Origin of the sequence: Cobetia amphilecti, from assembly GCF_032923285.1 — a bacterium.
GTDB lineage: Bacteria > Pseudomonadota > Gammaproteobacteria > Pseudomonadales > Halomonadaceae > Cobetia > Cobetia amphilecti.
Window position 1 is genome coordinate 1317779 of the sequence record NZ_CP136695.1, and the last position, 25751, is coordinate 1343529.

A 25751-nucleotide genomic window follows, 5' to 3' on the forward strand; every position below is an offset into this window, starting at 1 on the left:
GTCACCGATCTCAAGCGGGGCGTCTTACAGGCCCAGCTTCTTCTCCAGATAATGGATGTTGACGCCACCTTCCTGGAAGCCGGCATCACGCACCAGATCCTTCTGCAGGTCAGTGTTGGTCTTGATACCTTCCACCAGCAGCTCGTCGAGGGCATTGCGCATGCGCGTCAGTGCGATCTCGCGGCTCTCGCCCCAGGTGATCAGCTTGCCGATCAGGGAGTCGTAGTGCGGCGGAACGGTGTAGCCGGAGTACAGGTGCGAGTCCATGCGCACGCCCAGACCGCCCGGCGCGTGATAGAGCTCGACCTTGCCCGGAGACGGCATGAAGGTGCGCGAATCCTCGGCATTGATGCGGCACTCGAAGGCGTGACCGCGCAGCTCGATATCTTCCTGCTTCACGGACAGCGGCAGGCCGGAGGCGATGCGCAGCTGTTCCTTGACGATATCGATGCCAGTGACCATTTCTGTCACCGGGTGCTCGACCTGAACACGAGTGTTCATCTCGATGAAGTAGAAGCCGCCGTTCTCGTACAGGAACTCGAAGGTGCCGGCGCCACGGTAGCCGATCTCGATGCAGGCATCGGTGCACGACTTGAGTACCTTGGCACGCGCTTCTTCGTCCAGCTGCGGCGCCGGTGCTTCTTCCAGCACCTTCTGGTGACGACGCTGCAGGGAGCAGTCGCGGTCATACAGATGGATGGCGTTGCCCTGGCCATCGGCCAGTACCTGGACTTCGACGTGACGCGGGTTCTGGAGGAATTTCTCCATGTACACCGTGCCGTCGCCGAAGGCCGCGGCCGCTTCACCCTGGGTGATGCTCACCGAGGACAGCAGGCTGGCCTTGGAGTGCACCACGCGCATGCCGCGACCACCACCGCCAGCGGCGGCCTTGATGATCACCGGATAGCCGATGCGCTCGGCGATGGCGTACATCTCGTCTTCGTCTTCCGGCACCGGGCCGTCGGAACCCGGAACGGTCGGAACGCCGGCCAGCTTCATCGCCTCGATGGCCGCGACCTTGTCACCCATCATGCGGATGGTGTCAGCGCGCGGACCGATGAAGGCGAAGCCGGAACGTTCGACCTGTTCGGCGAAGTTGGCATTTTCCGACAGGAAGCCGTAGCCCGGGTGGATGGCGTCGGCGTCCGTCACCTCGGCGGCTGCGATCAGCGCCGGGATGTGGAGATAGGATTTGGCAGAGGAGGCCGGGCCGATGCACACAGCTTCATCCGCCAGGCGGACGTGCATCAGGTCGCGGTCGGCCTTGGAGTGCACCGCTACCGTCTTGATGCCCAGTTCCTTGCAGGCGCGAAGGATGCGAAGGGCGATCTCGCCGCGGTTGGCAATCAGTACCTTGTCGAGCATGGTGACGTGTCCGTTGGGATCAGGAAATGACGATCATGGGCTGGTCGAATTCAACCGGCTCGCCGTCTTCGATCAGAATGGCTTCGACGACGCCATCCTTGTCGGCTTCGATCTGGTTCATCATCTTCATGGCTTCGACGATGCAGACGGTATCACCTTTCTTGACGCTCTGGCCGACTTCGATGAAGGCCTTGGAACCCGGCGCCGGAGAACGGTAGAAGGAGCCGACCATCGGGGAATTGATGGTGTGACCCTGCGGCGCAGCCGGTGCTGCCGGAGCGGCCGGTGCTTCAGCGGCGCCAGCGGCAGCCGGAGCGGCCTGCTGCATCGGCTGCTGCTGCATCATCATCGGGGCCTGCATCATCGGCTGCTGGGCGAAGCCCTGCGGATGGCGGCTGATGCGAACGGACTCTTCGCCTTCCTGGATCTCGATTTCGCTGATGTTGGACTCTTCGAGCAGCTCGATCAGCTTCTTGACCTTGCGGATATCCATGAAATTAATCCCGATGTAAATGTGGCTGGAAATGGGGGTGTGCAGCCGTGATAGCGGCGGCTGCGGGCGACAGCCCCGACGGCTGTCCCGACCATGGCGATGGCCGGTGAATCCTGGTATCAGGCAGTGATGAGGCCTGATGGCGGCGCGTGAACACCGCTCTGGACGTGCCCTTACTGCGCGAGATCGTCCAGGGCGGCGTCAAGCGCCATGTCATAGCTTCGAGCGCCAAAGCCCATGATCACGCCGCGTGCCACATCGGAAAGATACGAATGGTGGCGGAACGGCTCGCGGGCATGGGTGTTGGAAAGGTGCAGCTCGATGAACGGGAGTGCGACGCCGAGTAGCGCATCGCGCAGCGCAACGCTGGTATGGGTAAAGGCCGCCGGATTGATCAGGATGATGGCGGTGCCATCTTCACGGGCAAGGTGAATACGCTCGATCAGCACATGCTCGGCGTTGGACTGCAGCCAGTCCAGCTGATGGCCGGCCGCGCTGGCGCGCTGGACCAGACGCTGGTGGATATCCTCCAGCGTGGTGGTGCCATACACCTCGGGTTCACGGGTCCCCAGAAGATTGAGATTGGGGCCGTTGAGTACCAGGATGCGCGCCATGAAAGTCCCTTGTGTCAGCCGTGCTCGAGCACCAGGCTCATTGAGCTGTTAACCCATGAAGAAAATGCAAAGATACCGTCACTATCCACGACGTTTACCTATTGAGCGTAGGCTGTTGCCGTAGTGACGCGGATTCTGCCGAAATTCTCGAACGCTGTCCAGTTTGGCACTGAACCGAGGATTTTGCCGCATTCTTCGTCCTCGCGTGCGTCTCGGCAGCAACTGCCCTGCGCCGGGCCTGTGCAGACACGCCGCTCAGTTCGCGCGCTGCGAGGTGCCGCGCAGCTGATCCAGCACCGCTGTCAGGTGCTGGCCGAGCTGACTGGCGTTGACCTCCCCCTGAATGCGCGCCGCCTTGAGCTCGCGTTCATCGGCGAAGAACAGCAGGCTGGGGGGGCCAAACAGGCCGAATTGCTTGAGCAGCGCCTGGGTCGCGGCCCCGGTACTGGTGACGTCGGCGCGAATCAGGTGGAACTGGCGCAACTGGCTGGCGACTTTGGGGAAGACCTCGCGCTCCATCACCTTGCAGGAGATGCACCAGTCGGCGTAGTAGTCGACGAACACCGGCTGGCCGCGGCTGGCGGCCAGTGCCAGTTCTCGCTCGAGCTCGCTCATGTCGCTGACGGTGGTGAAGTCCAGTGACGTCTCGGTAGCCTGCCCGGATGATGTGCCGCCAGAGAAGGGGGCCAGCGGGCGCAGCGGGTCGCTTGCGCCGCCTGCCACGCCCAGCAGGCTGATCATGCCCCAGCCCAGCGCGACCAGTCCCAGTGCCTGACGGGCACGCGCCCAGCCTCGGGTCTGTGTGCTGAGCGCCCCCAGCGCCACGCCGGTGCCGATGGCCAGAATGGCCCAGCCCAGCACTGCCAGTGAGGCCGGCAGCAAGCGCTCTACCAGCCACAGCGCCACCCCCAGCAGCAGGATGCCGAAGGCCTGCTTGATGCCCTCCATCCAGCCGCCGGCCCTGGGCAGCAGGCTGGCGCCGAAGGTGCCGACCAGAATCAACGGCACGCCCATGCCCAGCCCCAGCGCGAAGAGTGCCAGTCCGCCGGTCATGGCATCGCCACTGGCGGAGAGATAGACCAGCGCACCGGCCAGAGGTGCCGAGACGCAGGGCGATACCACGAGTACCGATAACGCGCCCGCCAGCGCCAGTCCGCCGGGGCCGGCGTTCATCAGGCGCCCTTGCAGCGCGTCGAGCCGTGAGTGCATGCCGCTGGGCAGTCGTAGATTGAAGGCGCCGAACATGGCCAGCGCGAACAGCACGAACAACGCAGCGAAGGGGATCAACACGGCCGGCGCCTGCAGATGCGCCTGCAGGTTGAGCCCCGCGCCGAACAGGCCCATCAAGGTGCCGGCCGCGGCGTAGGTCAGGGCCATGCCCAGGGCGTAGCTCGTGGACAGCAGCAAGGCGCGCGGGCGGCTGGGGCGCTGGCCGACGATGATCGAACTCAGGATCGGAATCATCGGCAGCACGCAGGGCGTGAAGGTCAGCCCGAGGCCGGCGAGGAAGAACAGCCCCAGAGCCGTCAGCAGGCTGGCATCCGCGAACAGTGCGCTGAAGCCGGAATCGGTGCCGCTGATCGGGGCTGTTGTGGTGCGACTGTCCGTCGACGCCGTCGTACCGCTCGCCTGGCCGGCGGTCGGCATCAGCTGCGCGAAGGGGGCAGGGGCACTCTGCTCACCGGCCTGCAGAGTGACGGTCTCCGGCGGATAGCAGAGCCCGGCATCGGCGCAGCCCTGGAAGGTGATGGAGAGCGGGATCGGGCCGCTGGCCGGTGTGTCTTCATGCACTGCCTTGCCAGTGGAGGCGCTCATAAGCGGGATGCGAATGACCAGCGCATCATGGAAGACATGCACCTCGCCCATATAGGGATCGTTCTTCAGCTCTCCCGGCGGCAGGTCGGCGTCGCCCAGAGCGACCTGGTCGCTGGTGGTCGCGAAGCTGAACTGATGACGATAGAGGTAATAGCCTTCGGCGCTGGTGAAGCCGACATACAGGGTGTCGCCCTCGCGCCAGCTGCGCGGCTTGAAGGCTTCACTGACCGGCAGGAAATCGCCCTGATTGCCGCCGCCGAACAGGCTGGACGCCGCACTGCTGGAGCCGCTGTCAACGCCTGAGCTCGAACTTGAGCCTGAACCTGAGTCTGAGCTGAACAGACCGGCATTGGCGGGCAGCGCCGTCATCGCCTGTGCGACCACCAGCGCGATTGCCAGCAGGGTTGCCAGCAACTCAGGGCCCAGCAGGCGCGAGAACGCGGAGGGGCGTGCGCGGCCCGTTGGCAGCGCCATGCGGACTTTCAAGAACGAACGAAGCACGAAAGCATCCTTATACAGTGCCGAAAGAACATCCTGCAGGCCTCAAGGCACCGCAGTCTCGCGCCGCCTTCATCCTGCTCGGGGGCAAGCGCTGGATCGAGAGCAGGCCCATCATCGCCGCGCACGACTTGCACGCGGATGAATGTGCCACCATGTAGCAGACATCCCGTTCGTGTGAGGGCGTGTGAGGACGTATCGGGCTCGAGTGGTGAAGCCGCCTGCGCGGGTGGCAGTCTGGCCCTCGGCTCGTACCGCGACTCAGCCCGCGACTCACTCCGCAACTCGGTCCACGACCAGGCCCGTGGCCCGGCCCGCAATCCGGAGCGCATCGCACCTTGCCACAGAACCGGCACTTCACCGAGTGCGACTGGCACGTGCAGGGGCGCATGATAGGATAGGACGTACGTCATGAGTACCGGCGCTGGATGCATCGGCGCGGCTCACATCCGTTCAGGCAGGTCTGACTCGTCTCTCACACGGCTTTTTCTACAAGGCTTCATACAAGGAAGAACGCATGGCCCTATTCGGTAAAGGCAGCAAGCGCGGCGCCAATCGCGATGTGCTGGAAACGCCTCAGTATGGCTGGATCTGGAAACCACTGATCGGGCTGTTCGTCATTTACCTGCTGGTCTGCGTTGGCCTTGGTATCTACTGGAGCAGTGAACCGGACGAGTTCAACATCGATCAGGCCACGCGCACCGAACTGGCTCGCGTGCACGGGCTGGCCGCACCGGTGGCCAAGGTCGAGGGCGAAGAGCCGGCACCGGCTTTCGAGACCCTGCCGACAGGCACCGCGACCGTCGCCACCCTGATGAAACTCAATGACACCCTGCTGCACAAGCCGGGCGGCTATCTCAAGAATGATGTGGCGCCGCCAGGGCTGATGCTCGACAACATGCCCAACTGGGAATATGGCGTGCTGGTACAGGTGCGTGACATGACGCGTGAGCTGCGCAAGGAATTCAGCCGCTCGCAGTCCCAGTCCAGCGATGACAAGGCACTGGGCAAGGCCGAATCCCTGCTGTTCATCGATGCCAATGCCTGGATGCTGCCGGAAGCCGAGCACGAATATGCCGACGCCAACCGTGAGCTGGGCGACTACCTCAAGCGTCTGAGCGATGACACCCAGAACAACGGCCAGTTCTACGCGCGTGCCGACAACCTGGTGGCCTGGCTGTCGGATGTCGAGAATCGCCTCGGTTCCCTGTCCCAGCGTCTGTCGGCGAGTGTCGGCAAGTCGCAGCTCAACCTGAGCCTGGCCGGCGACAAGAGCGCCACCTCGGCCAAGAGCACCCAGACGGAAGAAGAGATCAAGACGCCGTGGCTCGAGATCGACGATGTCTTCTATCAGGCACGCGGCACCTCCTGGGCGCTGATCCATCTGCTCAAGGCAGTGCGTCATGACTTCCAGGGCGTGCTGGAAGACAAGAACGCGCTGACCTCCATCGACCAGATCATCCGTGAGCTGGAAGCGACCCAGACCGATATCGGCAGCCCGATCATCCTCAATGGCTCCGGCTTCGGCTTCTTCGCCAACCATTCGCTGGTGATGGCCAACTACGTCGCGCGTGCCAACTCCGCGATCAGTGACCTGCGCAGCCTGCTCGAGAAGGGCTGATCCCGTGACGCCCGATGCCGGCTGAGGGCTGTCCTCATCGGTGTCGGGCGTGAGCCGGAAACGAAAAAGCCCCCGTCAATGACGGGGGCTTTTTTGCATCGTGATGCCTGAATCGCGCATCACTTCAGAAGGACTCAGTCCTTCTGGTAGGCAGCGGCTGCCTTCTCGATCGCGGCACGGGCGGCATCAGCACCGTCCCAGGAATCGATCTTGACCCACTTGCCTTTCTCGAGATCCTTGTAGTTCTCGAAGAAGTGCGCGATCTGCTGACGCAGCAGTTCCGGCAGATCAGTGACTTCCTGGACGTCGTCGTACAGGGAGGTCAGCTTCTGGTGCGGGACGCAGACCAGCTTGGCGTCTTCACCGGCTTCGTCGCTCATGTTGAGCACGCCGACCGGACGCGCACGGATGACGCTGCCCGGTGCGACCGGATACGGGGTCACGACCAGCGCGTCGAGGGCATCGCCATCGTCGGCCAGGGTGTTCGGGATGTAGCCGTAGTTGGCCGGGTAGAACATCGGGGTGGCCATGAAACGATCCACCATGAGCGCATCGATGTCCTTGTCGATCTCGTACTTGATCGGCGCGTGATTGGCCGGAATCTCGATCGCTACGTAGACGTCGTTCGGCAATTCCTTGCCAGCGGGGATCTTGTCGAAACTCATTGTCGAGTCCTTGGGTTTGCGGGTTGAAGGCCTGCGGGTCAAAATTCCGCTGAATTATACGAACTGGCAGACCGTTTTGCCATTATGCCACGCTCGATCGCCTTGCGTTGCACCAACGAGTGGTGGCACTGCAGGCTGACTCGGGTAACACTTGGGGCCGTCCAGCGCGGCGCAACGGCGATTGCGCGTTCAGCGTCGGGCTGGCGCAGCGTCACCACCGCATGCATGAAACGTAACGGCAGGATCGAGACGCAAGGAGACCGCCTTGGCGGATGCAGAGCTTTCACTCAGTTACGGTCAGGCCTTCGTGGCTCCCGACCGCAAGCGTCATCGCAGCTCGATGTCGCTGGAGATACCGCTGGAGCGCGGCCCGCTGGCGGCCAAGGGCGGCTGTGCGCTGATCGCCGACACCACCAGCAAGAACGCGATTGCCAAGCAGGCCGGCGACCTTGCCGTGCGTGGCTTTCTGGCCGATTACTTCGCCACGCCCGACAACTGGAGCGTCAAGTATTCCGCGACCCGCGTGCTGCGGGCGCTGAACAGCTGGTGTTACAGCCAGAGCCGCTTCGTGCGGGGCGGCAGTTACGTGACCTCGATTTCCGCCGTCGTCTTCCGGGGCCAGTCGGCGCATCTGTTCCATGCCGGTGACACGGTGGTCTTCCGGCTGCGTGGCGGCGAGTTCGAGCAGATCTCGCGTGACCATGTCACCGATCTCGGCGGCTATCGTTATCCGTCGCGGGCACTGGGCATGGATGTCAGCCTCGACATCGACTATATCGAGCTGCCGCTCAAGCAGGGCGATATCTTCCTGTTCACGACCCAGGCGGTGCGCGGCACCCTGCTGCCTTCCGATTTCGTGTCACTGATTCGCGATGACGTCTCGGATCTCGATGCCGCCAGTGAGCGCCTGGCCCATGCCGCGGCGGACCGCGCCGATGAGCGCGGCTACACGGCCGACCAGTTCTGCTTCCAGCTGGTGCGCATCGATCGCCTGGCGACTGCCTCTGATGATACGCCGGGGCGCGTCTATGGCGACCTGCCGGTGCCGCGTGAGCTGGAGCCTGGCGACCGCATCGATGGCCTGGAAGTGATGGAGGTCATGTCGCGCAGCGCGCGGGTACGCGTCTACAAGGTGCGTGACCTCAAGAGCCGGCGCGTGATGGTGATGAAGGCGCCCAGCCCGGAGCTGTCGCTCAAGAATGCCTATCTCGAGCACTTCCTGCTCCAGCAGTGGGTGGTGGACCGCGTCAGCTCGCCCTTCGTGGTCAAGGTGGTGGAGCCGTCACGCCCGCGTGATCACCTCTACTACCTGCTCGAACATCTGGAGGCGCAGACGCTGACCGAATGGGCGCGCATGCACCCGCAGGCCAATCTCGAGCAGCGTCTCGACATCGCGCGTCAGCTTGGCAAGGCCGTGCATGCACTCAATCGTCGTGAGGTGCTGCACCAGCTGATTCACCCCGACAACGTGATGATCGATCGTCATGGCAAGGTGGTGCTGGTCGATTTCGGTGCCTGCCATCTGCGTGAGGGGGATGGCCATGAGAGCGCCGGTCCGCTGGCGCGTCAGGTCGGCCTGACTGAGCACAGCGCACCGGAATATGCCCTTGGTGCCGATGTCAGTCGGCGCAGCGATCAATACGGCCTGGCCTCGGTGATCTACTGGCTGCTGACCGGCATGCAGCCCTACGCCCAGTCGATGGAGCAGCTGCGCACCCACACCGACCTCGAACTGCTGGAGTATCAGCCAGCCCGGATGCGCAATCCCCAGGTGCCACAGATCCTGGACGATGCCCTCAGGCGCGCCCTGGACCCGCAACGCACCCTGCGCTATCGCCGCCTGTCTGAGCTGCTCTACGCGCTGCGCCTGCCGCAGCAGGACCCCGGCAAGGCGCTGACGCCCTCGGAGGCGATACGTGAACCGGCCAATTTCTGGCAGGGCGTCGCCGGCATTTTGCTGTTGCTGCTGGTGCTGTCCTGGCTGCTCAAGTGAGCGCAGAGCCTGATGGGGCTCAAGGCCATGGTGGGAGGAAGAGCTGTATGGGACAGACCGCGATCGTGATCGGGGCGACCGGCGTGGTCGGGCGCGAGGTGGTGGCTGAGCTCATCACCTGCGAGGCCATCGCCCGAGTCATCACGCTGACTCGCCGGCCGGTGCCTTGCGACTCTGACAAGGTCGAGAACCATGTGGTCGACTTCGCGCGCCTGGAAGACTGGGCCGATTGTTTCCAGGCGGACCTGCTGTTCTCGTGCCTGGGCACCACGCTCAAGCAGGCGGGGTCGCTCGAGGCCCAGCGGCGTGTTGATATCGATCATCAACTGAGTGCCGCCCGGCTGGCGGCCGCCCAGGGAGTGACGCACTACCTGCTGGTTTCCTCCAGCGGCGCCAATCACGCGAGCCGCAATGGCTATCTCAGGACGAAGGGCGAGCTGGAAGTGGCCATCAAGGCGCTGCCTTTTGCGCGTATCAGTGTCTTCCAGCCGTCATTGCTGGTGGGGGAGCGCAGCGAGTTCCGCCTGGGCGAGTCGCTGGCGCGCTATCTGTTGCCAGCGCTCACCCGCTTGCCGGGCCTGCAGCGCTATCGACCGATCCGTGGCGCTCAGGTGGCGGCGCGTATGGTCGAGGTCAGCAAGCGTCAGCAGCAGGCGCATGCGGTGTACCGGCTGGAGGAGGTGTTTCCCCGTCCCCCCGAATGACAACTGACAGCCATCAAAAAGCCCCGCACAGTTGCCTGTGCGGGGCTTTTTTACACTCGCTTCACTGTCAACGACCGGCTCTGTCAGCGACCGGCTCTGTCAACGACCGGGACAGTCAGCTATCGGTACTGTCAGCAACTGGCCGTGTCAGTGCCGGACCAGTCAGGCGCATCAACGCCAGGCGATCAGATCGTGAACGGTGTCAGCTTCTTCTCGACCTTGGCCAGCGTGAGCCTGGCGACCGCCGGCAGACCATTGACGAACGGCGGGAAGTCTTCGCCCTGGATCAGCGGCGACAGATATTCACGGCAGGCGTCGGTGATGTAGAAGCCATCTTCGGTGATGAACTCCAGCGGCATGAACTTCTCGTGGTTGGCGATCTGCTCCAGCGGCGCCTCGATGATGTCCCAGGCGTAGTCAGCGCCATCGCCGAGGCGACGGATCGCCGGCATCACGGCATTCTTGCCGGCCAGCGCCATCTCGACGGCGGCACGGCCAGTGGCGTAGGCCTGCTCGACGTCGGTCCTGGAGGCGATGTGACGCGCTGCGCGCTGCAGGTAATCGGCCACCGCCCAGTGGTACTTGTAGCCCAGGTCCTGCTTGACCATGCCGGCCAGTGTCGGCGCGACGCCGCCCAGCTGACGATGGCCAAAGGCATCGGTGTTGCCGGCATCGGCCAGGAAGGTGCCATCTTCGTAACGCGCACCTTCGGAGACCACCACCACGCAGTAGCCGTGTTTCTTGACGCAGGCATCGACGCGCGCCATGAATTCCTTACGGTGGAAGGCGACTTCCGGGAAGACGACGATGTGCGGCGGCTGGGTGGCATCTTCACCGGCCAGGGCACCGGCAGCGGCGATCCAGCCCGCGTGGCGACCCATGACTTCCAGGATGAACACCTTGGTGGAGGTGGCGCACATGGAGGCGATGTCGAGACCGGCTTCACGGGTGGAGGTGGCGATGTACTTGGCCACGCTGCCGAAGCCCGGCGAGTTGTCGGTGATCGGCAGGTCGTTGTCCACGGTCTTCGGCACGTGGATGGCCTGGATCGGATAGCCCATGGTCTCGGCCAGCTGAGAGACCTTCAGGCAGGTATCGGCGCTGTCGCCGCCACCGTTGTAGAAGAAGTAACGGATGTCGTGGGCCTTGAACACCTCGATCAGACGCTCGTACTGGGTACGGTGGTCCTCGATGCTCTTGAGCTTGTAGCGGCAGGAGCCGAAGGCACCGCCCGGCGTGTGGCGCAGCGCGGCGATGTTCTCGTCGCTTTCCTGGCTGACGTCGATCAGGTCTTCGGTCAGGGCACCGATGATGCCGTTGTGACCGGCATACAGCTTGCCGATCTGGTCGCCGTTTTCACGAGCGGCTTCGATGACGCCACAGGCACTGGCGTTGATGACGGCGGTAACGCCACCGGACTGGGCGTAGAAGGCATTGTGCTGGGGCATGGGCTTCTCGTCTCTGCTTCCTTGTCATGGTCTTGAACGGGCTGGCGCTTACCCGCCGCATCATATCCGAAAGACATGACCCCTGCACGACGCCCGAATGCCACAGGGGGTGTCGTCCATCCCTGACAGGCCGCGCGCTACTCGCCGCCTGGCGGGCATGCTAGGCTGCTCGGGCTTCCGGATTGGAGAAACAGATGCACCTTCACGTCATCGGTATTTGCGGTACCTTTATGGGCTCTCTGGCGCTTCTGGCGCGCGCACGCGGTCATCGCGTCACGGGGAGCGATGCCAACGTCTATCCGCCCATGAGCACACAGCTGGCCGAGGCCGGTATCACCCTGATGGAAGGCTATGCGGCCGACAATCTCGTCCCCGCGCCTGATCTCACGGTGGTCGGCAATGCCGTCTCGCGCGGCAACCCCGAAGTCGAGGCGCTGCTCGAGCGTGGGCTGGCCTATACCTCCGGCCCGCAATGGCTGTGTGACAAGGTGCTGACCGGCCGTCCGGTGATCGCCATCGCCGGCACCCACGGCAAGACCACCACCGCGACCATGACCGCCTGGATTCTCGAATGTGCGGGTCTCGCGCCGGGCTATCTGATCGGTGGCGTGCCGCCGCAGCTGGGCGATTCCGCGCGTATCGGCGACCCCCGGGCGCCCTTCGTGGTCGAGGCCGATGAATACGACACGGCCTTCTTCGACAAGCGTTCCAAGTTCGTGCATTACCGGCCGCGCATCGCCGTGCTCAATAACCTCGAGTTCGATCACGCCGACATCTTCCCGGATCTCGCCGCCATCGAGCGTCAGTTCCACCACCTGGTGCGTACCGTGCCGGCTGGCGGCAAGCTGGTGGTCGCGGCGGACGCCGTCGCCGGTGCCGAGGCGCTGGAGCGCGTGCTGGATCAAGGCTGCTGGACGCCGGTGACGCGCTTCGGCGATGAGAGTGGCATCGAGAATGCCGGTGGCGACTGGCGCTATCGTCTGATCAGTGCCGACGGCAGCCACTTCGCGCTGGCACCGCCGTTTGGTGACTCAGGCGAGGCGGATCGCTTCGTCGAGTGCCAGTGGGCGATGCGCGGGCGCCACAACGTGGCCAATGCCTGCGCCGCCGTGGCCACGGCCGTCGAATGCGGCGTGAGTCTTGCGGTGGCACTGGAGGCGCTTGCACGCTTCGCGCCGCCCCGACGTCGCCAGGAGCTGCGCGGTGAGGTAGCGGGCGTCAAGGTCATCGATGACTTCGCGCACCACCCGACCGCCATCGCCACCACGCTCGAGGGCCTGGCGCCGGGCGTGGCGGCCGAAGGTCAGGGCGGCCGCCTGTGGGCGGTGATCGAACCGCGCTCCAATACCATGAAGCTCGGCACCATGAAGGCGCGTCTGCCGGCTTCAGTGACCGCGGCCGACCGCGTCAGCTGGTTCGCGGGCCCCAGCCTCGGCTGGTCATTGGAGGAGACGGTCAGCGAGTGCCGCGCGCTCGGCGTGGAGGCGGAGGTCGAGCAGGACCTCGACACCCTGATCGCGAAGATCGCCAATCAATCCCGCGCCGGCGACTGGGTGGTGGTGATGTCCAATGGCGGCTTCGGCGGTATCCACGAGCGCCTTCTGGCGGCGCTGGCAGCACGTGAAGGTGAAGCATGAAGACGCAAGCGACAGCCCCAGAGGGCGAGTTCAAGTCGGCGGTCACCGTCGCGCTGACCGGGGCCTCCGGTGCCCAGTACGGCCTGCGCCTGATCGAGTGTCTGGTCGCGGCCGGTCATGAAGTGATGGTGATGGTCTCCAAGGCGGCGCACATGGTGATCGCCACCGAGACCGACGAGGAGCTGCCGGCGCGCCCGGCGCGTCTCACCGAGGTGCTCACGCAGCGCTACGCCGCCAGACCCGGCCAGATTCGCTGCTTCGGGCGCGAGGACTGGATGGCCCCGGTGGCTTCCGGCTCCGGCGCGCCGAGCGCCATGGTGGTGTGCCCGTGTTCCACCGGCTCACTGTCCGCGATCGCGACCGGGGCCAGCAACAACCTGATCGAGCGCGCCGCCGATGTGGCTCTCAAGGAGCGCCGCACGCTGATTCTGGTGCCGCGCGAGACGCCGTTCTCGGCCATCCATCTCGAACACATGCTGAGTCTGGCGCGCATGGGCGCCGTCATCCTGCCCGCCGCGCCCGGCTTCTATCATCGCCCGCAGACCCTTGATGACATGATCGATTTCATCGTCGCGCGCATTCTCAACCAGCTGGGGGTCTCGCATGCGCTGATGCCGCGCTGGGGCGAGGGGCATGTCAGCGGCGATTGAAGGGCGGTCAGTCGATCCGTTCGGGTGAGAGCTTGTCAGAGGCATCCCTCTGGCACTGCATCAGACTGTGCAAGGAGAGCAGGGAATGCTGAATTGGTCATTGTTGTCGGTGTTCGTGCCGACATTCTTTCTGGTCTCGCTGACGCCGGGCATGTGCATGACGCTGGCGATGACTCTGGGCATGACCCAGGGCGTCAAGCGCACGCTGTGGATGATGGTGGGCGAACTGCTGGGCGTCGGGCTGGTGGCGGTGTCGGCGGTGATCGGCGTCGCGACCATCATGCTGCGCTATCCGATGGTGTTCTCGGCCTTCAAGCTGGCGGGGGGCGCCTACCTGGCCTGGCTGGGGATCCAGATGTGGCGCTCACGTGGCCGCCTGGCTCTGGGGGTAGCAGGGGAGGATGCGGCGGCACCGCGCGCCTCGCGCCGTGCACTGGCCGCACAGGGCTTCGTGACGGCGATTGCCAACCCCAAGGGCTGGGCGTTCTTCATCGCCCTGTTGCCGCCATTTCTGGATGCCAGCCTGCCGCTGGCGCCGCAGCTGATCGCGCTGGTCGGCATCATCCTGACGCTGGAATTCACCTGCCTGCTGCTCTATGCCGGCGGTGGCAGCAGCCTGGCGCGCTGGCTGGGGCGTGGCTCGCGTGTGCGCCTGATGAACCGCGTGGCCGGCACGCTGATGATCGGCGTGGGAATCTGGCTCGCGACCGGTTGATGTCGGCATGACTGAGCCAGGCATTGCAGCTTGTAAATACATCAAGGCCCGCCATAGGCGGGCCTTGATGCGTTCAGGGGCGCGGCTTTGTTTTAGCTGCGGCGCTGATTCAGCTGCGACTTCGGTTCAGTTGTGACTTGGATTCAGCTACGGCGCAGGGTCTCAAGTGCTGCCGCCGCCACGATGAAGCTGCCGCCGACCAGCGTCAGCCAGGTGGGCACCTCGCCGAGAATCAACCACGCCAGCAGCACGCCGTAGACGGGTTGCAGGCAGCCGATCATGCCGACGGTCTTGGCCTTGAGGCCGCCGAGGGCGAAGGTCATCAGTGCATGCGGCGCTGCCGTGAAGACGATGGCCAGCACCAGCATGGCGATCCCCGTCGAGGGGCTGGCATCCATGATCTCGCCGGAGACGAATGGCAGCGTCAACACCACGACGCCCAGCGCCTGCAGGCTCATCGACAGTACCGGATTGAGATGGCTGAGACGGTAGCGCACCAGTAGATTGCGCGCCGCGAACAACAGGCCCGAGAACACGCCCCATAACACTCCCGCCAGGCTGTCGCCCTGCGTACTGCTGTCGCCGCCGGGGACGAGCAGCCAGACGCCGATGCAGACCAGTCCCGCTGCCGCCAGGTCCTTCGCTTTCAGGCGCGTGCCTTCCACCCAGGGCTCCAGCAGCACGATGAAGATGGGATAGGTGAACAGCGCCAGCATGCCGGTGGCCACGGAAGACACCTGCATCGAGTGAAAGTAGCTCACCCAGTGCGCGGCCATCAGCGCGGCGGCGATGCCCAGCAAGGCCCAGTCGCGCCCGCTCAGACGCAGCGAGACATGCCACTTCAGGCGCGCCAGCCACAGCAGGAACAGCCCCGCCAGCAGGCTGCGCCAGGTGGTGATATCTAGCGCCGAGAGGGGCACGCCTTTCGAGAACAGCGCCGTACCGCCGAGCAGCGCGATGCCGAGATGAATCGACATCAGTGCCTGGGGCTGGTTGGCGGGAGGGGCAGCAGGGCCGGGCATGAGGTTCCTCGTCATCAGGGGGTAGTGATAAAGCCGCCATCTCAGGCGGCTCATCGGTTTACAGCGCTATCACGGCAACGTTATCGCGACGGCCTGAGCGGCAGCAGTCTGATCGCGACAGCCTAGAGCGGCAGCAGTCTGATCGCGACAGCCTAGAGCGGCAGCCAGGCGAAGCGTGCCGCCAACAGCAGCAGGCTCGCCATGCTCAACCACAGCAGCGGGGCTGGCGATTCCAGGGGGGCAGAGGGCTGGCGCACGAAGGCGGGATAGCTGATGCGCACCAGCGCACAGACCAGCAGACCCACGCAGGCACCGCCCAGCACATCACTGAGGTAATGGACGCCAAGCGTGATGCGTGACAGGCCGACGAGCGTACAGGCGGCGATGGCTGCCCAGTAGATCCAGCGACGTCGCGAGGAGGGCTGGCGCTCGGCGATGAAGGCGGCGGCCAGCCCGAACACTGCCACGCTGCCGGCGGCATGGGCGCTGGGAAACGACATCGATCCTTCCAGGAAGGCGGGGGTATCCGGACGCGGGCGCTGGATCAGGTGCTTGAGCACGGTATTGGCGCTGGCGATGCCCAGCCAGGCGGCCGTCAGATGCAACCACACCGCGTGGCGACCCTTGAGCAGCAGCCATACCAGCCACGGAGCCACGAGCGCCGCCAGGCCGGTGCCATCGGCGAGGCGAGACAGCACGAGGCTTGCCTCGCGCAGCCAGTCCTGGGGCATCAGTGAGGAGAGGCTTGCGGCCAGCGAGGCGGCCACGCGGTCGATCCACCACGGCTCGGGATGGGCCAGCACCGCCAGGCTTATGGCGGGCACGCTGATCACCGCGAAGATCAGCAGCGCCATCGAGGCGAGCGGGAATTCGCCCTCGGGGTCGGGATGGCGCAGCTGCCACCACAGACGCCGCCCGGAAGGGCTGCGACGCATGCGACGAGCCAGCCAATGATAGAGGCGGCCCTCGCGGCCCAGCTGGCGGCGCAGGAAGGAGAAGGCGAAGGCACAGGCGATCAGGCCGCTGGCCAGGCCGACCAGCAGGCCGTCGGCCCCTTCCGGCAGGGTGAACAGTGACTGCCAGGTCTGGCCCAGCAGATAGCCCGGCAGCAGGTAGGCCGGTGCCCAGGCCAGCGCCGAGAGGCCATTGACCAGGAAGAAGCGCGCCGGCGGCATGTCGAGCATGCCGGCGACCAGCGGGATGATCGGGCGCACCGGGCCGACGAAGCGCCCGAAGGCGATCGACCAGCTGCCGTGGCGATGAAAGAACTGCTGACCGTGCTCGATCCACTCGGGATGGCGCGAGAAGGGCCAGCGGCCGGGCAGTTGATCGCGATAGCGGATGCCCAGCCAGAAGCTCACGCCATCGCCGATGATGGCGCCCAGCGCACCGGCGGCCAGCAGTATCGGCAGCGAGAGTTCGAGATGGCCGGCCAGGGAGGCGCCGGCGGTGAGAATGACCACGCCTGGCACCAGCAGGCCGATGATGGCGAGAGATTCAAGCAGTGAGACCAGGCCGATGACGGCGACAAGGGCTGCCGGGTGATCGCTCAGCGTGGTCATCAGGGTATCGATCATCACACTGGGGTTCAGCCAATGCAGCAGTGACGCAAGGGTGTCGCTCATTCATTGAGATCCATCAGGGCAAGCTGGCTGGCCAGCAGGCGTTGCTCGAGTTTCTGGGTGGTGTCATCGGCCTTGTACGTCACCAGGCGCGCGCGGGCAATGATGGAGCCGGTTTCCGGCTGTGTGGCCGCTGCCAGCGCCGCGGTCAGGCGCTCGCGCATGATCAGCGCTCCCGCCTCACCGGTATTGGGCAGCATCAGCCAGAAGGACGACTTGTCGCTGCGACAGAGCAGGTCGCCCTGGCGCGAGACCTCCTGCATCACGTCGCAGGCCATCGCCAGACATTCGACGCGCCTGTCTTCGCCGAACTGCTCGCCGAGCATGTCCAGTTGCGGCAGATAGACGACCAGAATGCTGAACGGTTGGTCCAGCGCCCGCGCACGCGCCGCCTCACTGATCAGTCGTTGCTGACCGGTGCGGGCGTTGAAGGCGTTGCACTCGGTTTCCTCGCTGGCGGTCAGGCTCATGACACCCGCCTGCAGGCTGTTGATGACGAACGGCTGGCTGGCCACCAGCAGCAGACACAGGTAGCGCAGTATCTCGCCGAAGTTGTCTTCCTGGTGGCCCAATAGCCATAGCCACAGCGGTGCCAGCACCAGATTGAGCAGCATCGCCGGTGCCAGGGGCAACAGCAGCAGTGTCAGCACGCTGGGCAGTCCCAGCCACAGCGACATGCCCGGGTAGGTGCCCGGCGCCTCGAGTGCCAGCATCAGGTAGCTGGCGATCAGCGTCAGATAGGAAGGCAGCGGCTGCTCATCATCGAGGTGATTGAGGCCGGCGGCAATCGCCATCAGCAAGGTGGCCAGCACCGGCGTCAGGATATGCTCGAAATCGCCCACCAGGTAGCGCCACAGGGCGTAGGTGGCGATCACCGCGGCGGCCAGCAGCATGATCAGTGTCTTGCGATTGGCGAGCTCCCGGCGCTCGCGATGGGCCAGGCTGTGCAGAGGAGACATCAGTGATCATTCCCCCGCGACGGTGTCAAGGCGACCTTGTCTGCCGCGCTGGCCGGTTTGAGGATGTCTCGCCCATGGTCTGACGGGGCATCGTCTGTCGAGGCGTGGTCTGACGAGGCGTTGTCTGTCGAAGTTTCGCCTGACGAGGCATCGGCATCGGCAGGCTTGCGAGGCAGTGGCGGCAGCAGGGTGATCGGCTGCGGTTCATCGCTCAGGTGGGCGCTGAGGCGCTTGAGGTCCAGCGCACTGGGGTCACTGTCGTTGAGAGGCTGCACGCGAGCGCGAATCGGCATCGCGAGATGCTCGATCAACTGACGACGGCGCAGGCTGGCCATGCGCTCGCCGCGGGTGACCAGCAGGACGGCCAGTGCCCCGTCATCGAGCTGGTAGCGGGTCTCATGTGGTAGCGCGGCACTGTCGAGGGTATTCATCAGGCGACGATTGGCCAGACGACCGGTCTTGACCGGTGCGAGCAGGATCAATTCGATATGGATGTCCTCGCGATCGGCGCGGGCAATTTCCCGCGGCAGGTCGCGCATCAGCTGGTATTGTGACCAGATCGCGCGGCTGGAATCACGCCGACCACGCCGCTCCAGCTGCATCCAGACCTGCTGCTGGCGTCGCCCACCGATGGCACCGAGCGCCATCAGGGTCGCGGTGATGCCGATGCCCAGGCTCAGCCAGTCGCTGCCCAGCTGAGCGAGCGCCAGCCAGGTGGTGACCAGCCCGATCAGTGCGCAGGCCGGTGCCAGCCAGCGCGGGCGCGGATAGAGCAGCAGGACGGCAAAGCCCCACAGCCACATCAGGTGTTGCTGCGGGGCCAGCAGTACCAGCGCACTCATGATCAGCGCGACGCTGAGCATCACCAGCGTGCGGAACCAGCGCAGGGTGAACAGCTCGTGGGCGAGAGAGACCACCAGCAACATCGTGCCACCCACCGCCAGCAACAGGGCAGTGAGCGTCAGGCCGATACTGATCTGTCGTGCCGCTTCCAGCAGCAGCAATACAGAGCCGAGCAGACAGACGAACTGACTGAGACGGACTTTGAACTTGATCTCCATGGTGACTTATATTGGCACCTTTGCCGTGGATGGCGCGAAATCGGCCGAATTCCCTGGCCGAACGGTCTGTGACGTGGGCATTGGTGGGCATTGCCTGCACGTTTGCAAGATGCGACGGTGCTCCGATCATGCAACGTCGTCTGCAATAATGGCAGCATACCCCAAACGGCGAGTGACAAAAGTGTCTACGCCTCTGAGGCTTTCACATACGACCACCACGTCTGGCCTTCACCTCAGGCCTTCACGTCAGGGCTTTACGTCAGGGCTTCTCTGGGGAATGCCCTCGCGGGGTCCGGCCGATGATGAAATGAGCACGTGGACACTGACAACCAGCGAGATTAGGCACATGAGTGAGCAGGGCAAGCACGACACCACGGACGTCGTGGCGTACATGAATCGTCTGGGGCACGCAGCGCGCGCGGCAAGCGTCGTGATGCGTCGCGTCGACAGCGGCATCAAGAATCGTGCTCTGCAGACCATGGCGCGTCTGATCGATGAGCGTCGCGAGGCACTGGCAGAGGCCAACGCCGAGGACCTGACGCGTGCACGCGCCAATGGGCTCTCGGAGGCGATGGTCGATCGTCTCGCGCTGACGCCGGCGCGTATCGACGGCATGATCGAAGGGCTCGAGCAGGTCGCGGCGCTGCCGGACCCGGTCGGCGAGGTCGATGGTCTGCGCTCGCGTCCGAGCGGCATTCAGGTCGGCCACATGCGCGTGCCGCTGGGCGTGATCGGCATCATCTTCGAGTCACGCCCCAACGTGACCATCGAGGCGGCCAGCCTGTGTCTGAAGTCCGGCAATGCCTGCATCCTGCGCGGTGGCTCCGAGGCCGCGTCCAGCAACCGTGCGCTGAGCGAGATCATCAGCGAGGCATTGGTGCTCTCCGAGCTGCCGGCCACGGCAGTGCAGGTCGTCGCCACCACGGACCGCGCCGCGGTCGGTGAGCTGATCGCGATGCCCGAGTTCGTCGACGTCATCATTCCGCGCGGTGGCAAGAGCCTCATCTCGCGTATCTCGCGTGATGCGCGCGTGCCGGTCATCAAGCACCTCGATGGCATCTGCCACGTCTATATCGATGCCACGGCTGACCTGGCGATGGCGGTCCGGATCGCCGAGAACGCCAAGACCCACCGCTACGGCACCTGCAACACCATGGAGACCCTGCTGGTCGATGCGCCGGTTGCCGCCGAGGTCCTGCCGCGTATCGCCGAGCGTCTGGCGGCACATGAAGTCGAAATTCGCGGTTGCGAGCGCACCTGCGAAGTGCTGCCGCAGGCCGTGGCCGCCATTGCGGAAGACTGGGACACCGAATACCTGGCGCCGATTCTGGCGATTCGCGTCGTGGATGGCGTCGATGAGGCGATGGCGCATATCGAACGTCACAGCTCCGGGCACACCGAGGCCATCATCACCGAGAACTATGCGCTGGCGCGCCGCTTCATGGCGGAAGTCGATTCCAGCTCGGTGATGGTCAACGCCTCCACCCGCTTCGCCGATGGCTTCGAATATGGCCTGGGCGCCGAGATCGGCATCTCCACCGACAAGCTGCATGCGCGTGGCCCGGTCGGGCTTGAGGGCCTGACGACCCGCAAGTACATCGTGTTCGGTGATGGGCAGATTCGCCAGTGAAGGACCAGGTCTCACCCGCCGAGGATCAGGTCGCGCCCGAGCAGACTTTGACGAACGAGAGGACCTTGACGAACGAGAGGACCTTGACGAACGAGCAGGCCCTGTCGCCCGAGGCGCTGGAGGATACCCAGCGTCCCTTGAATGCCGATGGTCTCGCGCAGGAGCGTGAGGCCGTGCATCACGGCACCGAGTCGGCACATGACTCGCGTTCAAGGACTGACACGGCAGCGGAGCCGGGCTTCGAGGGCTGTCTCGGCCCGGTGCCGCGTGTCGCCATGCTCGGCGGTACCTTCGATCCCATCCATCACGGCCATCTGCGCAGTGCCATCGAGCTGCGCGAAGCGCTGGGGCTGGACCATGTGCTGCTGGTGCCTGCGCATCAGCCGCCGCATCGCGCCGCGCCCGGCGTCAGCAGTGACCAGCGTCTGGCGATGCTGGAAGCCGCGATAGACGCAGAGCCGGGCCTCAAGGCCGATGGGCGTGAGCTGCTGCGCGATGGCCCTTCCTACAGTGCCGACACCCTGGCCAGTCTGCGCGCCGAATATGGTCCGCAGGCGCGGCTGGTGATGGCCATCGGCCATGACGCCTTCCTCAAGCTCGGGGAGTGGCATGCCGCCGATCGTCTGTTCGATGATGCCCATGTGGTGGTGATCGAGCGGCCGGACCATGATGCACCGCTGCCCCGGGCGCTCGAAGCGTTGATCCAGGGGCGCGAGGTCGACTCGGTGGCGGCCTTGATGGCGCGCCCGGGTGGCCACCTGTTGCGCCTGTCGCTGCCGACGCGCATGGCCATCAGTGCCACCTTCGTGCGCGAGCGTCTCGCGCTGGGTGACAGCGTGCGCTATCTGCTGCCGGAAGCGGTGATCCGTCATATCGAGGCGCATGGCCTCTATTGTCCGTCATCGAGCTGAGCGTTGTGGCTCTGAACGTCTTGTCGCGTGCGAGCGTGGCATCATGAGAGGGGCGTCACTGCCGCGATCCCGCATCGTCGTGCGTGGCGCCCCTTTGGCGAGTAAATGACGATGCCCATAGGCGCGCGCATCGCCAACGGGTAGAATGCGCCCCCTGCCGAACAAACTCCCGAGGAATCATGCAGACCGAAGCTCTTAAAAACCTGGTTGTCGACGCCCTTGAAGAACTCAAGGCCCAGGAAATCAGCGAGATCAATGTCTCCAAGCTGACCAGCGTCACCGATGTGATGGTGATCGCGACCGGTACGTCCAGCCGCCATATCTCCGCGCTGGCCAACAACGTGCAGGTCACCGTGAAAGAAGCCGGCGTCAAGCCGCTGGGCTGTGAAGGCGACAACGGCTCCGACTGGGTGCTGCTGGATCTGGGCGATGTCGTCGTCCACGTCATGCTGGCCGAAACCCGTGCCCTGTACGACCTCGAGCGCCTGTGGAGCGATCTGCCCCGCGAAACGCGTGAAGAGTACGAGCAGAGCCACTGATCCTGCCAGCCTGACCCGACGGGTTGCTCGTCGGGGCATGCCAACCGCGCGTTACGTCCTTGCCGGTCGCGATGTCGCGGGCAGGGAGTATCCGATGGAAGGACTGCGGGCTTGCCCGTCGTTCTGACACAGCACGGGACAGGACATGAAGATCCGAGTTTTGGCGGTCGGGCAGAAGATGCCGGACTGGGTGGAGAAGGGTAGCCGGGAATATCTCAAGCGCATGCCGCGGGATTTTTCGCTTGAGTTCATCGAGCTGGCGCCCGGCAATCGCGGCAAGAATGCGGACATCGCCCGTGCCATGGCCAGTGAAGGCGATCGGATGCTTGAAAAACTCAAGGGAAATGAACATGTTGTCGCCCTTGATGTCCTAGGTAAGGCTTGGAGTACCGAGCAGCTTGCCCAGCATGCCGATGATTGGCGGCTGGGAGGGCGAGACGTGGCCATCCTCATCGGTGGTCCGGATGGGCTCGACCCACGCCTGCTGGCACGTGCCGATCAGCGCTGGTCGCTCTCGGCACTGACGCTGCCGCACCCCCTGGTGCGCATCGTGCTGGCAGAACAGCTTTACCGCGCCTGGACATTGCTGGTCGGGCACCCCTATCACCGGTAAGCGCCTGCCGCTTGCGACACGACACTGGTTGCGAGACCCGCCATGCGCCAACGCCGGGCGACGATAAAGAATCCTCAACAGGAAGTGCGGATCTTTCGCCTTCGCAGCATCGTGGCTGCCGGCCTTGTGCTGGTGCTGGCCGGGTGTCTGCTGGCGCGGCTGCTCTTCCTGCAGGTCGTGGAACACGACATCTATACGACGCGCTCGGACAAGAACCGGGTGCGTGTCGAGCCCTTGCCGCCCACGCGCGGCTTGATCTATGACCGCAATGGTCAGCTGCTCGCCGAAAACCGCCCCAACTACAATCTCACCATCGTGCGCGAACGCGCCGGTGATCTCGAGACGACGCTTGAGCGCCTGGTCGAGATTCTCGATCTGCCGCCCGATGAAGTCGAAGACTTCAAGGAACGCTCGCGTCAGCGTCAACGCCCCTACCAGCCCGCCCTGTTGATGAGTGAATTGAGTCAGGAGCAGATCGCGCGTCTGGCCGTCAATCGCTATCGCCTGCCCGGCGTCGAGGTCGAGGCGCAGCTGCTGCGCTACTACCCGGAAGCCAAGCCGCTGTCGCATACCCTGGGGTATGTGGGGCGCATCAATCAGGCCGAGCTCAAGACCCTCGACAAGGGCAACTATTCGGGCACCCACTTCATCGGCAAGACCGGTATCGAGCGCTTCTATGAAGAGGAGCTGCACGGTCAGGCGGGCCTGCGCAAGGTGGAAACCAATGCGCGGGGCCGCGTGCTGCGTGAGCTGTCGCGGATCGATCCGGTGCCGGGCAAGGACCTGACGCTGACCATCGACCGCGGCCTGCAGGATCTCGCCTATCGGCTGCTCAAGGGGCGACGTGGTGCCATCGTGGCCATCGAGCCCGAGACGGGCGACATCCTGGCGATGGCCTCCGTGCCGGGCTTCAACTCCAATGAGTTCGTCACCGGCATCAGCGTCAAGAGCTATCGCGCGCTGCAGAATGATATCGACCTGCCGCTGTTCAATCGTGCCATTCGCGGCCAGTACCCGCCGGCCTCGACCGTGAAGCCCTTCATGTCGCTGGCGGGGCTGGAGAACGGTGCCATCACCACCAGCACCACCTTCTACGATCCCGGCTATTTCCAGCTGCCCAATGACAGCCACAAGTATCGCAACTGGCTGCGCTGGGGGCATGGGCGCGTCAACATGCGGCGCGGCATCGCGGTGTCCAATGACACCTTCTTCTACAACGTCGCCTACCGCCTGGGGATCGACCGCATCAGCGAGTACATGCACAAGTTCGGCTTCGGTGAGCAGACGGCGCTGGACGTGCAGGGCGCGCTGCCCGGCCTGATGCCGTCCAAGGAATGGAAGCGCAATCGCTACGATAAGCCCTGGTACCCCGGTGAGACCATCTCCATCGGTATCGGTCAGGGTTACTGGCTTGCCACGCCGTTGCAGCTCGCCTCGGCGGAGGCCGTGCTGGCCAATCGCGGCAGGCACGTGACGCCTCACCTGGCCAAGCGCATCGGCGACGAGACGGTATTGTTGCCCAGAAGCGAGGAAAAGCCGGATGTGGTGCTGGACAATCCGGCGTGGTGGGACGATGTCATCGCCGCGCTCGAGGATGTGGTCAGCGGGCGAGAAGGCACGGCGCGCAAGTATGTCGGGCCCGGCCTCAAGTACCGCATGGCCGGCAAGTCCGGTACCGCCCAGGTCTTCACCCTCGGGCAGGACCAGAAATACAACGGCAAGGAGCTCGCGGAGCGTCTGCGTGACCACGCCCTGTTCGCCGCCTTTGCGCCGGTCGAGCACCCGGAGATTGCCGTTTCCGTGGTGATCGAGAATGGCCAGGGCGGCAGCTCCGTGGCGGGCCCGATGGCGCGCGCTGTCACCGATTACTGGCTGTTGCCGCGCATTGACCCCGAGGCGCGTGAGGCGGCGCTCACGCTGGCTGCCGCTCTGGCACCCCCGGAGGCACCGGTGGGCGAGGGTGAGCAAGGAGAGAACGATGCCGACTGATTATCAGCGCTCGATGCGTGGTGTAGGCGGGGACCTCAGTCATCGCCGCCGCACCAGCCTGTGGGAGCGTATCCACCTCGATCCCTGGCTGTTGCTGTTGCTGCTGGCCGTGCTCGGCTGCGGGCTGATCGTGCTCTACAGCGCCAGCGGCCAGGATATCGACTTCACGCTGCGCCAGGCCTCACGTCAGGCGCTGGCACTGGTGATCATGATCGGGCTCGCCCAGCTGTCACCCGCGACCCTTTACCGCTGGGCGCCGGTCGCCTATGGCGCCGGCTTCCTGATGCTGGTGGCGGTGGAGGTGCTCGGGGATGTCGGCATGGGCGCCCAGCGCTGGCTGGTCATCCCCGGGGTGGTGCGCTTCCAGCCCTCTGAGCTGATGAAGTTGGCGATGCCGATGATGGTCGCCTGCTGGCTTGGTCAGCGCCCGCTGCCCCCTCGCTGGCGAGATCTGGCCATCTGCGCCGTGATCATCGTCGCGCCGGTGCTGCTGATCGCGCGCCAGCCGGACCTCGGCACCTCGTTGCTGGTCGCCGCGGCGGGCGTGTTCGTGATCCTGCTGGCGGGGCTTTCCTGGAAGCTGATCGCCTTCTTCGGCGCCTTGATCGCCTCGGCATTGCCGCTTCTGTGGATGGTGATGCACGACTATCAACGCCGCCGTGTGCTGACATTCCTCAATCCGGAGTCTGACCCGCTCGGCGCGGGCTGGAACATCATCCAGTCCAAGACCGCCATCGGCTCGGGCGGCATCTTCGGCAAGGGCTATACCCTGGGGACCCAGTCCCAGCTCGAGTTTCTGCCGGAGCGCCATACCGACTTCATCGTCGCGGTCATCGGGGAGGAATTTGGCCTGATCGGCATGAGCTTCTTCCTGGGGCTCTACGTGCTGATCGTGCTGCGCGGGCTGGTGATGTCCAACAATGGCCAGGACAGTTTTGCACGGCTGACGGGGGGCGCGATCATCCTGACGTTCTTCGTCTACGTCTTCGTCAACATCGGCATGGTATCGGGTATCTTGCCGGTCGTTGGCGTCCCGTTGCCGCTGGTCAGTTATGGTGGGACCTCCAGCGTGACCTTGCTGGCAGGCTTCGGTATTCTCATGAGCATTCATACCCACCGGCGCCTATTGTCGCGATGACGTGGCGGCCAGTTGCCGAGTGGCAAGGACATTCGCGAGCCCAAGCTCG

The 25751-nt window shown here is 64.7% G+C and carries 22 protein-coding genes; 12 read left to right on the forward strand and 10 right to left on the reverse strand.

The genetic code is table 11. The annotated features are described in order from the left end of the window. Positions 1-24 precede the first annotated feature (24 nt). From accC to dsbD, 4 genes are all read right to left on the reverse strand, one after another. Positions 25-1365 (reverse strand): acetyl-CoA carboxylase biotin carboxylase subunit, encoded by a 1341-nt coding sequence (gene accC, locus R1T44_RS05655; protein ID WP_043331987.1) that lies wholly within the window; start codon positions 1363-1365, stop codon positions 25-27. 19 nt (positions 1366-1384) lie between these two features. Next, positions 1385-1858, reverse strand: coding sequence for an acetyl-CoA carboxylase biotin carboxyl carrier protein (gene accB / locus R1T44_RS05660; RefSeq protein ID WP_043331985.1), 474 nt, complete (start codon positions 1856-1858; stop codon positions 1385-1387). Positions 1859-2031: 173 nt separating this feature from the next. Next, the gene (gene aroQ, locus R1T44_RS05665; RefSeq protein WP_043331983.1) at positions 2032-2472 is read right to left on the reverse strand and encodes a type II 3-dehydroquinate dehydratase; all 441 of its coding nucleotides are present in this window, start codon (positions 2470-2472) and stop codon (positions 2032-2034) included. 255 nt (positions 2473-2727) lie between these two features. Further along, on the reverse strand, positions 2728-4761 hold the full coding sequence (gene dsbD, locus R1T44_RS05670) for a protein-disulfide reductase DsbD (RefSeq protein ID WP_286989093.1): 2034 nt from the start codon (positions 4759-4761) through the stop codon (positions 2728-2730). 541 nt (positions 4762-5302) lie between these two features. Here dsbD and R1T44_RS05675 point away from each other — a divergent pair. After that, positions 5303-6406, forward strand: a complete 1104-nt coding sequence (locus R1T44_RS05675) for a DUF2333 family protein (protein WP_043331981.1) — start codon at positions 5303-5305, stop codon at positions 6404-6406. Between the two features lie 134 nt (positions 6407-6540). Here the strand turns inward: R1T44_RS05675 and ppa are convergent, their stop codons facing one another. Next, a complete protein-coding gene (ppa, locus tag R1T44_RS05680) occupies positions 6541-7071 on the reverse strand; it encodes an inorganic diphosphatase (protein ID WP_043331979.1) in 531 nt (176 codons plus the stop codon). Between the two features lie 265 nt (positions 7072-7336). Here ppa and R1T44_RS05685 point away from each other — a divergent pair, with 265 nt between their 5' ends. Next, entirely contained in the window at positions 7337-9064 is a 1728-nt protein-coding gene (locus tag R1T44_RS05685) for a bifunctional protein-serine/threonine kinase/phosphatase (protein ID WP_043331977.1), read from the forward strand. A 47-nt stretch (positions 9065-9111) separates the two neighbouring features. After that, positions 9112-9768, forward strand: coding sequence for an NAD-dependent epimerase/dehydratase family protein (locus tag R1T44_RS05690; RefSeq protein WP_286989096.1), 657 nt, complete (start codon positions 9112-9114; stop codon positions 9766-9768). Between the two features lie 185 nt (positions 9769-9953). Here the strand turns inward: R1T44_RS05690 and R1T44_RS05695 are convergent, their stop codons facing one another. After that, positions 9954-11216: a 6-phosphofructokinase gene (locus tag R1T44_RS05695; RefSeq protein WP_286989098.1), complete on the reverse strand. Its 1263-nt coding sequence runs from the start codon at positions 11214-11216 to the stop codon at positions 9954-9956. A 194-nt stretch (positions 11217-11410) separates the two neighbouring features. Here R1T44_RS05695 and mpl point away from each other — a divergent pair, with 194 nt between their 5' ends. From mpl to R1T44_RS05710, 3 genes are all read left to right on the forward strand, one after another. Next, the gene (gene mpl, locus R1T44_RS05700) at positions 11411-12853 is read left to right on the forward strand and encodes a UDP-N-acetylmuramate:L-alanyl-gamma-D-glutamyl-meso-diaminopimelate ligase (RefSeq protein ID WP_317292769.1); all 1443 of its coding nucleotides are present in this window, start codon (positions 11411-11413) and stop codon (positions 12851-12853) included. Continuing rightward, complete coding sequence (locus R1T44_RS05705) at positions 12850-13503, forward strand: flavin prenyltransferase UbiX (RefSeq protein WP_286989100.1); 654 nt, start codon at positions 12850-12852, stop codon at positions 13501-13503. Before mpl ends, R1T44_RS05705 begins: the two co-directional genes overlap by 4 nt. 85 nt (positions 13504-13588) lie before the next feature. Then, complete coding sequence (locus R1T44_RS05710) at positions 13589-14218, forward strand: LysE family translocator (RefSeq protein ID WP_192838401.1); 630 nt, start codon at positions 13589-13591, stop codon at positions 14216-14218. A 143-nt stretch (positions 14219-14361) separates the two neighbouring features. Here the strand turns inward: R1T44_RS05710 and R1T44_RS05715 are convergent, their stop codons facing one another. The 4 genes from R1T44_RS05715 to R1T44_RS05730 form a co-directional block, all read right to left on the reverse strand. After that, complete coding sequence (locus R1T44_RS05715) at positions 14362-15240, reverse strand: DMT family transporter (protein ID WP_279836415.1); 879 nt, start codon at positions 15238-15240, stop codon at positions 14362-14364. A 152-nt stretch (positions 15241-15392) separates the two neighbouring features. Next, a complete protein-coding gene (locus R1T44_RS05720) occupies positions 15393-16865 on the reverse strand; it encodes a bifunctional DedA family/phosphatase PAP2 family protein (protein WP_279836414.1) in 1473 nt (490 codons plus the stop codon). After that, positions 16862-17821, reverse strand: coding sequence for a diguanylate cyclase domain-containing protein (locus tag R1T44_RS05725; protein ID WP_153635231.1), 960 nt, complete (start codon positions 17819-17821; stop codon positions 16862-16864). The genes R1T44_RS05720 and R1T44_RS05725 overlap by 4 nt, the downstream gene beginning before the upstream one ends. Next, the gene (locus R1T44_RS05730; protein WP_317292770.1) at positions 17821-18882 is read right to left on the reverse strand and encodes a hypothetical protein; all 1062 of its coding nucleotides are present in this window, start codon (positions 18880-18882) and stop codon (positions 17821-17823) included. The genes R1T44_RS05725 and R1T44_RS05730 overlap by 1 nt, the downstream gene beginning before the upstream one ends. A gap of 346 nt (positions 18883-19228) precedes the next feature. Between R1T44_RS05730 and R1T44_RS05735 the strand changes: the two genes are divergently transcribed. The 6 genes from R1T44_RS05735 (at position 19229) to rodA (ending at position 25702) form a co-directional block, all read left to right on the forward strand. After that, positions 19229-20512, forward strand: a complete 1284-nt coding sequence (locus tag R1T44_RS05735) for a glutamate-5-semialdehyde dehydrogenase (protein ID WP_279836412.1) — start codon at positions 19229-19231, stop codon at positions 20510-20512. 275 nt (positions 20513-20787) lie between these two features. After that, positions 20788-21423, forward strand: coding sequence for a nicotinate-nucleotide adenylyltransferase (gene nadD, locus R1T44_RS05740; RefSeq protein WP_286989141.1), 636 nt, complete (start codon positions 20788-20790; stop codon positions 21421-21423). A 179-nt stretch (positions 21424-21602) separates the two neighbouring features. After that, on the forward strand, positions 21603-21962 hold the full coding sequence (rsfS, locus tag R1T44_RS05745; protein WP_043331961.1) for a ribosome silencing factor: 360 nt from the start codon (positions 21603-21605) through the stop codon (positions 21960-21962). A gap of 145 nt (positions 21963-22107) precedes the next feature. After that, on the forward strand, positions 22108-22575 hold the full coding sequence (gene rlmH, locus R1T44_RS05750) for a 23S rRNA (pseudouridine(1915)-N(3))-methyltransferase RlmH (RefSeq protein WP_043331959.1): 468 nt from the start codon (positions 22108-22110) through the stop codon (positions 22573-22575). Between the two features lie 42 nt (positions 22576-22617). Further along, positions 22618-24564, forward strand: coding sequence for a penicillin-binding protein 2 (mrdA, locus tag R1T44_RS05755; protein ID WP_286989105.1), 1947 nt, complete (start codon positions 22618-22620; stop codon positions 24562-24564). After that, positions 24554-25702 carry a rod shape-determining protein RodA gene (rodA, locus tag R1T44_RS05760; RefSeq protein ID WP_043331958.1) on the forward strand — a complete coding sequence of 383 codons (1149 nt, stop codon included), beginning with the start codon at positions 24554-24556 and terminating at the stop codon, positions 25700-25702. Before mrdA ends, rodA begins: the two co-directional genes overlap by 11 nt. The last annotated feature ends 49 nt before the right edge of the window (positions 25703-25751 follow it).

Excerpts from the sequence above, each read along its gene's own strand:
- rodA (WP_043331958.1), top strand. The coding sequence starts at position 24,554 with ATGCCGACTGATTATCAGCGCTCGATGCGTGGTGTAGGCGGGGACCTC.
- accC (WP_043331987.1), bottom strand. The coding sequence starts at position 1,365 with ATGCTCGACAAGGTACTGATTGCCAACCGCGGCGAGATCGCCCTTCGC.
- R1T44_RS05730 (WP_317292770.1), bottom strand. The coding sequence starts at position 18,882 with ATGGAGATCAAGTTCAAAGTCCGTCTCAGTCAGTTCGTCTGTCTGCTC.
- R1T44_RS05715 (WP_279836415.1), bottom strand. The coding sequence starts at position 15,240 with ATGCCCGGCCCTGCTGCCCCTCCCGCCAACCAGCCCCAGGCACTGATG.
- rsfS (WP_043331961.1), top strand. The coding sequence starts at position 21,603 with ATGCAGACCGAAGCTCTTAAAAACCTGGTTGTCGACGCCCTTGAAGAA.
- dsbD (WP_286989093.1), bottom strand. The coding sequence starts at position 4,761 with ATGGCGCTGCCAACGGGCCGCGCACGCCCCTCCGCGTTCTCGCGCCTG.
- R1T44_RS05720 (WP_279836414.1), bottom strand. The coding sequence starts at position 16,865 with ATGAGCGACACCCTTGCGTCACTGCTGCATTGGCTGAACCCCAGTGTG.
- mrdA (WP_286989105.1), top strand. The coding sequence starts at position 22,618 with ATGCGCCAACGCCGGGCGACGATAAAGAATCCTCAACAGGAAGTGCGG.
- accB (WP_043331985.1), bottom strand. The coding sequence starts at position 1,858 with ATGGATATCCGCAAGGTCAAGAAGCTGATCGAGCTGCTCGAAGAGTCC.
- nadD (WP_286989141.1), top strand. The coding sequence starts at position 20,788 with ATGCTCGGCGGTACCTTCGATCCCATCCATCACGGCCATCTGCGCAGT.
- mpl (WP_317292769.1), top strand. The coding sequence starts at position 11,411 with ATGCACCTTCACGTCATCGGTATTTGCGGTACCTTTATGGGCTCTCTG.
- R1T44_RS05735 (WP_279836412.1), top strand. The coding sequence starts at position 19,229 with ATGAGTGAGCAGGGCAAGCACGACACCACGGACGTCGTGGCGTACATG.
- R1T44_RS05710 (WP_192838401.1), top strand. The coding sequence starts at position 13,589 with ATGCTGAATTGGTCATTGTTGTCGGTGTTCGTGCCGACATTCTTTCTG.
- R1T44_RS05690 (WP_286989096.1), top strand. The coding sequence starts at position 9,112 with ATGGGACAGACCGCGATCGTGATCGGGGCGACCGGCGTGGTCGGGCGC.
- R1T44_RS05695 (WP_286989098.1), bottom strand. The coding sequence starts at position 11,216 with ATGCCCCAGCACAATGCCTTCTACGCCCAGTCCGGTGGCGTTACCGCC.
- ppa (WP_043331979.1), bottom strand. The coding sequence starts at position 7,071 with ATGAGTTTCGACAAGATCCCCGCTGGCAAGGAATTGCCGAACGACGTC.
- R1T44_RS05725 (WP_153635231.1), bottom strand. The coding sequence starts at position 17,821 with ATGTCTCCTCTGCACAGCCTGGCCCATCGCGAGCGCCGGGAGCTCGCC.
- aroQ (WP_043331983.1), bottom strand. The coding sequence starts at position 2,472 with ATGGCGCGCATCCTGGTACTCAACGGCCCCAATCTCAATCTTCTGGGG.
- rlmH (WP_043331959.1), top strand. The coding sequence starts at position 22,108 with ATGAAGATCCGAGTTTTGGCGGTCGGGCAGAAGATGCCGGACTGGGTG.
- R1T44_RS05675 (WP_043331981.1), top strand. The coding sequence starts at position 5,303 with ATGGCCCTATTCGGTAAAGGCAGCAAGCGCGGCGCCAATCGCGATGTG.
- R1T44_RS05705 (WP_286989100.1), top strand. The coding sequence starts at position 12,850 with ATGAAGACGCAAGCGACAGCCCCAGAGGGCGAGTTCAAGTCGGCGGTC.